This window comes from Defluviitalea raffinosedens (assembly GCF_016908775.1).
Lineage (GTDB): Bacteria > Bacillota > Clostridia > Lachnospirales > Defluviitaleaceae > Defluviitalea > Defluviitalea raffinosedens.
The window spans coordinates 40,359-47,085 of record NZ_JAFBEP010000023.1; the positions used below are offsets into that span (position 1 = coordinate 40,359).

Genomic DNA, 6,727 nt, shown 5'->3' on the forward strand with positions numbered 1-6,727 from the left:
ACCATTTATAGTCGCCTGAAAACTTAATTTTTAAATTTTGAAAGGGGGACTTCCTTTGGATGTGAAAGTAAAAAAAGTATTATCTCTTGCAGCAATTATTTTAGGTATTGCAGGAGTTATTCTTGCATTAATCATGGACTTTTCCGGAAGTGAAAACCCACTGCGCGGAGCCATTCTGGTAATTGGCGGCCTTATGGTGTTGGCAGGCTTTTACTTTTTGCCAAGCAAAAATCATAAAAAGATTATCAATGTTTTATTTCTCTTTCCCTTACTGTTAGCTTTTACAGTGACTGTAATAATTCCGTTTATATTTGGTGTTTTCTATTCATTGACTGATTGGAATGGTATTAAATTTGAGAATTTTGTAGGGCTACAAAATTATATTACAATGTTTACGTCTAACGATTATATGTATTCGGTTGTTATAACTTTTATTTTTTCTGCGATCAATATAGTACTGGTAAATGTAATAGCTTTTTCACTGGCTTTACTTTGCACTTCGAAAATTAAAGGGAAAAATTATTATAGAGCTGCATTTTTCGTACCCAATTTGATTGGTGGTATTGTACTCGGTTATGTATGGCAATTTATTTTCAACAAAGTATTAACAGTGCTTATTCCTGGTAGTGTTTCTATGTTAACAGATCCTAATCTTGCATTACTCGCAATAATTATTGTAAGCAGCTGGCAGTATTCAGGCTATATTATGATGATTTATGTTACAGGCTTACAAGGTGTACCCAAGGATGTGCTGGAAGCTTCAGCTGTTGACGGTGCTGACCGATTAACCACTTTATTCCGTATAAAAATGCCATTAATAGCAAACACATTCACAATATGTATTTTCTTAACGCTTATCAATTCTTTTAAACAATTTGATTTAAACTTCGCAATTACCAATGGTGCTCCAAGCCGAATATTGAACGGAGTGTCTATTTTATCAACTGAGTTGTTGGCATTAAATATTTATAAGACTGCTATTTCAAAGAATCAGTATGCCTTAGGTCAGACAAAAGCAGTTGTATTCTTTATCGTTCTTGCAATTATTTCACTGACTCAAGTTGCTATTAGCAAGAAGAGGGAGGTAGAAATGTAATGAAAGCACAAAATGTAGCAAGTACTAAGAATGTGGCAATAGACGAAATTCCAGAAGGAAGAAAGAAAATAGGGATTTTTCTCTTGGAAATCTTGGCAATTGCATTGGTACTCCTGTTTTTATTCCCCTTCTTCTTGGTACTGATCAATTCGGCTAAGCAAAGTGCTGATATTATTATCAGCCCGTTAAACATGCCCGAAAAATGGGGACAATTGTTTACAAATATGAATAATGTAATTCATAACCAAAATTTTAACTACTGGAAATCCTTCTTTAGTTCATTGTTTATTACAACGGTGAGCTTAGTTTTAATATCACTTTTTTCCAGTATGGCAGCGTGGATTTTGGTTCGAAATAAAACCAAGTGGTCCAATTTCATATTTATGACGCTTGTAGCTGCGATGATTATTCCTTTCCAGGTAGTTATGTTGCCTCTCTTATCAACATTTAGGGAATTGTCCGATTTTATTGGAATCCGAATGTTAACCAGTTATAAAGGATTAATATTTGCTTATATAGGTTTTGGTGGATCTATGTCTGTATTTATATTCCACGGATTTATTAAATCAATCCCTTATGAACTGGAAGAAGCAGCTCTGATAGATGGATGCACTCCTGAAGGTACTTTTTTCCGAATCCTTTTCCCACTGTTAAAGCCAATTCAAGTGACTGTACTCATATTGAATGGTGTTTGGATCTGGAACGATTTCTTATTGCCATCCCTTATGCTGGGCTTGAACGGAAAAATTAAGACACTGCCGATTGCAGTAACCAGCTTTGTTGGTTCTTATGTTAAGCAATGGGATTTAATATTGACAGCAGCATTGCTGGCAATGCTTCCAATTATAGTATTGTTCATATTTGCGCAGAAGCAAATTATCCGAGGTATGGTAGAAGGAGCAATAAAATAATCAGCAAAGAAGCAATAAAATATATAGCGTATAATTTAGGAGGATATTTAAATGAAGAAACAGTGGTGGCACGACAAAGTAGCATATCAGATTTATCCTAAAAGCTTCAAGGATACTAATGGTGATGGCATAGGAGATCTGAGAGGAATAATAAATAAATTGGATTACCTTAAAGATTTGGGTATTGATATTATCTGGCTTTCTCCTGTTTATTGCTCACCTTTTGTAGATCAGGGATATGATATATCTGATTATTATAATATCGATCCTAGGTTTGGAACGATGGACGATATGGATGAACTTTTAGCAGAAGCTAAAAAAAGAAATATGTATATTGTAATGGATCTGGTAGTAAATCACTGTTCTGACCAACATGAATGGTTCCAGAAGGCATTAAAAGATCCTGACGGTGAATATGGACAATATTTTTATATAAGAGAAGGCAAAGGAGATCAACCACCTTGTAACTGGCGATCTTATTTCGGCGGTAGTGCTTGGGAAAGAATTCCAGGAACCAATAAGTATTATTTACATCTGTTTGCAAAAGAACAGCCTGATTTAAATTGGGAAAACGAGAAAGTAAGACAAGAAATATATAAGATGGTCAATTGGTGGCTTGATAAAGGACTAGCAGGTTTTAGAATTGATGCTATTATCAATATTAAAAAGGACTTGAGATTTGAAGATTTTCCGCCGGACAGAGATGATGGGCTTTGCAGTCCTAGCAAGATGCTTGAATGTGCTGACGGAATAGGAACCTTTTTGAAAGAATTAAGAGACAATACTTTCCGTAAGTATGATGCTTTTACGGTGGCTGAATTATTTGATTACAAGGAAGAAGAATTAAGAAATTATATTGGCGAGGACGGTTATTTTTCTACTATATTTGATTTTAGTACTCATCTTATTGGAGCAAGCGAAAAAGGTTGGTTTGACAGAAAACCAGTTACTCCTAACGAATACAGAGATGTAATTTTTAGAAGTAAGTTAAAAACGGAAAATATAGGATTTTTGGCAAACATAATAGAGAATCATGATGAGCCAAGGGGTGTAAGCTTTTATATTCCTGAAAGCGAGTGTAATGACAAGAGTAAAAAAATGCTTGCTACAATTCATATTATGCTAAAAGGTATTCCATTTATTTATCAAGGTCAAGAAATTGGAATGACCAATAATGAGTTTGAAAGCATCGATGAAATAGATGATATTGGTACCAAGAATGAATATCAGGTAGCGTTAAAGGCTGGATACTCTCCAAAAGAAGCGTTAAAAATAATATCAAAATATAGCCGTGACAATGCCAGAACACCTTTTCATTGGGATGACAGTGAAAATGCTGGCTTTACCACAGGAAAACCTTGGTTAGTTGTTAATAAGAATTATAAAGAAATCAATGTAAAGAGCCAGATCAATGATGAAAATTCACTGCTTTCATATTACAAGAAACTTATACGCCTGCGAAAAGATGAGGAATATAAAGATGCAATTGTTCATGGGAAATTCAATCCGATTTATACAGAGTATGACAATGTACTTGCATTCTATAGAAAAGGTGAAAGCAAAACAGTATTGATTATTGCTAACTATCAAAATAAAGAGGTTACATTACCTTTTTCACATCAAAACAGCAAAGTATTAATTAATAATTATAACAACTTTAAAGTGGACAACGGGATGATTATGCTTGAACCTTATCAAACGTTAGTATTGGATGTATAAATATTCTCTACTAAATATGAGGGGGATACCGTTATATTATGAATAAAATGAGTTTAAAAAATTTATCTGAAAGCTTAAAAAAAAAAGCATATCGGTTACAATCATTTAAAAAACAAGAAGAATGGAAGCAATATAGGAATAGCGCATAGATTGATTACTTCTTTCATTATTTTAAGTATTTTACCGTTAAGTATCGTTGGTACATTTTCTTATCTCAATGCAGAACAGACTGTCAAAGATAAAGTAGGATCATATTCAGGGAAAATGGTTGAGCAGCTGGCCATAAACATAGATTCTACAATAAACGAATTTGAAAGAATTTATAAAATGATTAATACCAACGTCAAATTAATGGAAAAAATTCAAACCGTAGATTCATTAAACAGCTTTGATAAAGTAAAGATTTTTCGGGAAATAGATAACGATGTTGTTTCGATAGTGGCTGCAAATACTTTTATTAAATCGGCGAATATTATAAAAAATACTGGAGAAAACTTTGGTACGGGATTTGTTAACGTTTCAGTCGATGGAAAGTCAATCAATAAAAATGAGCAAATTCAACATCTGTTAGAGCTTATCCATAGCACTGACGGAAAAATTATGTGGATTACAGGATTATATGATTCCTATGAGAATATTTATTTGATCTCACAGTTACGCACTGTGAATTCAGTTGAATCTATTGGTGGAGTGGTTCTTAGTATTGATGCCAAAGGAATCCATTCAGTACTGGAGAAAGCTAATCTAGACTCCGGAGAAATTTTTTTGCTTGATGAAAACAGAGAAGTAATCTCCAGTATGGATCAAGAAAAACTGGGTACGGTATTAGAAGAAGGATTTTTGGATAAAGTTTATGGCGATAATACTTCCGGTTATTTTACCGATTCCGGGCATGTCATAAGCTATGCAACTACTAATAATGGCTGGAAAATTGTAACCAAAGAACCTGTTTCAGCTTTAATGCAGGAAATGAAAGCAGTAAAAAACGGAACAATTTTATTAGTTATTTTATGTATTGCTATAGCTATTATTGTTGGAATGGCTATTTCTTTTAGTATTTCTAATCCATTGAAAGTAATTATGGATTTAATGGGAAAAGTAGAGCAAGGGAATCTTGTTGTAACATGTCCCATTAAAGGAAGCAATGAAATTGGAAGACTATCCAACAGCTTTAACAAAATGATAGAAAATATCAGAAATTTAATTTTGGAAACAGAAGCGGTAGTAGGCAGAGTGGAGAAAGATACAGATACCATCAGATCTGCTTCCGAAAAATCGGCAACTGCTGCATTACAAGTTTCTGCTGCGATCAGCGAGCTTTCAGAAGGTTCTATGAAACAAGCAAAAGAAGCAGAGCAAACTACTATGTTAATGGAGGATCTCTCTAAAAATATCAATTGCATAATTCAAGAAATTAAAGATGTGATGGGTATGATTGAGCAAGCGGAAAATTCAAGAGATTATGCATCTAACACCATGGAGCAACTCAATGAAAAAACAAAGACTGCATTAGAATCTTCCCATACGATCCATGGAGAAATTCAAGAACTAAGTGAAGAAGCAAAAGAAATCATTCATGTTGTTAATGTTATAGAAGGTATCAGCGAGCAAACCAATTTGCTTGCCCTCAATGCAGCTATAGAAGCAGCCAGAGCAGGAGAAACAGGAAAAGGTTTTGCAGTGGTGGCGGAAGAAATTCGAAAATTGGCTATGGGTACGAAAGAAGCAACCAAGATGATTAGCACAATTATTACGAATATACAGGAAAAAACGAAGCGAGCAGTATCGGTGGTTGAAAGATCTGATACAATATTTGAAGAACAGAAAACCATTGTTTTTGAAACAAACGATGCTTTTAACAAAATGGCAGGCTGCATGCAGAGTATTATTCAGCGTATTGAAGATGTAATGAAGAGAATTAAGGATATTGAACAGCAAAAAGATCGATCGGTGGAGGCAAATATTCATATTGCGTCCATAGTACAGGAAAGTGCAGCATCCATTGAAGAAGTTACTGCAACCAGCCAGGAACAAGCCAGCTCTGCGGAACAACTGTCTATACTGGCAAACAATCTTATGTCAGCAGTGAGAAATCTGAATAATACTTTATCTCATTTCAAAGTTTAGTTTTTGGTGTTGTCAGCCTACATTGGAGGTATTGGTGTTGACTATGAGGACATTATCTAATATCATACACTCATAGACCAGAAACAGAAAGTAGGTTTGGTAATGAACAATATAATATTCGACGTTGACGGCACTTTATGGGATACTACTGAAGTTGTGGCCAAAGGATGGAATAAAGCCATTTCAGAAATTGGTGGAACGACTGCCCATATTACAGCTTCCATATTGAAAAAAGAGTTTGGAAAGCCGATGGACGAAATAGCAGATGATTTATTTTTTGATGCTGATGATGAAAAAAGAAAATTATTATTGGAAAAATGTTGTGAATACGAGCAAGAGGTCTTAATTGAGAATACGGATAACTTGCTTTTTCCTGATGTAAAGCAAACTCTTAAAAAACTATCTGAGCGCTGCCGTTTGTTTATTGTGAGCAATTGTCAGTCAGGATATATAGAACTGTTCATGAAAAAAGCTGGAATAGGAGAATATATTATGGACTATGAATGCTTTGGAGATACGGGGAAGAGTAAAGGTGAAAATATCAGGCTTATTATGGAGAGAAACCGTATAGATGATGCGGTATATGTAGGAGATACCCAGGGAGATTATGAAGCTGCAGTGTTTGCAGGGATTCCTTTTATATTTGCAAAATATGGCTTTGGTAATCCGGCGAACTATGATTATGCGATCAATGGCATAAAAGAGTTGTTAGATTTACAGGAAAGGTTATAAAAATATTAATTCATCTGCAGAAGAATATTAGACACACGAACCTGTTTTGAACTGACCCCAAAAAGTTAGACAAAAGGCGGGCATCGCAATTAAGCGACTATTTGGGTCTGAACTCGGTATTGAACTGGGCTCAGACCTTTTA

Annotated in this window: 5 protein-coding genes; all 5 read left to right on the forward strand. The window is 34.6% G+C overall.

Annotation, left to right across the window (positions count from 1 at the left end):
- The first annotated feature begins 55 nt into the window (after positions 1-55).
- The 5 genes from JOD07_RS13315 to JOD07_RS13335 all read left to right on the forward strand — a co-directional run bounded on the left by JOD07_RS13315 (position 56) and on the right by JOD07_RS13335 (position 6,585).
- Positions 56-1,096 carry a carbohydrate ABC transporter permease gene (locus JOD07_RS13315; protein ID WP_243144644.1) on the forward strand — a complete coding sequence of 347 codons (1,041 nt, stop codon included), beginning with the start codon at positions 56-58 and terminating at the stop codon, positions 1,094-1,096.
- Entirely contained in the window at positions 1,096-2,007 is a 912-nt protein-coding gene (locus tag JOD07_RS13320; RefSeq protein ID WP_204614300.1) for a carbohydrate ABC transporter permease, read from the forward strand. Before JOD07_RS13315 ends, JOD07_RS13320 begins: the two co-directional genes overlap by 1 nt.
- Positions 2,008-2,058: 51 nt before the next feature.
- Positions 2,059-3,726 (forward strand): glycoside hydrolase family 13 protein, encoded by a 1,668-nt coding sequence (locus JOD07_RS13325; RefSeq protein WP_204614302.1) that lies wholly within the window; start codon positions 2,059-2,061, stop codon positions 3,724-3,726.
- A gap of 150 nt (positions 3,727-3,876) precedes the next feature.
- Positions 3,877-5,853: a methyl-accepting chemotaxis protein gene (locus JOD07_RS13330; RefSeq protein ID WP_158741741.1), complete on the forward strand. Its 1,977-nt coding sequence runs from the start codon at positions 3,877-3,879 to the stop codon at positions 5,851-5,853.
- 102 nt (positions 5,854-5,955) lie between these two features.
- Positions 5,956-6,585, forward strand: coding sequence for an HAD family hydrolase (locus JOD07_RS13335; protein ID WP_158741740.1), 630 nt, complete (start codon positions 5,956-5,958; stop codon positions 6,583-6,585).
- Positions 6,586-6,727: the final 142 nt, after the last annotated feature.

What these genes read in the sequence shown, in the direction of transcription:
- JOD07_RS13320 (WP_204614300.1), top strand. Translation starts at nt 1,096, where the DNA reads ATGAAAGCACAAAATGTAGCAAGTACTAAGAATGTGGCAATAGACGAA.
- JOD07_RS13325 (WP_204614302.1), top strand. Translation starts at nt 2,059, where the DNA reads ATGAAGAAACAGTGGTGGCACGACAAAGTAGCATATCAGATTTATCCT.
- JOD07_RS13335 (WP_158741740.1), top strand. Translation starts at nt 5,956, where the DNA reads ATGAACAATATAATATTCGACGTTGACGGCACTTTATGGGATACTACT.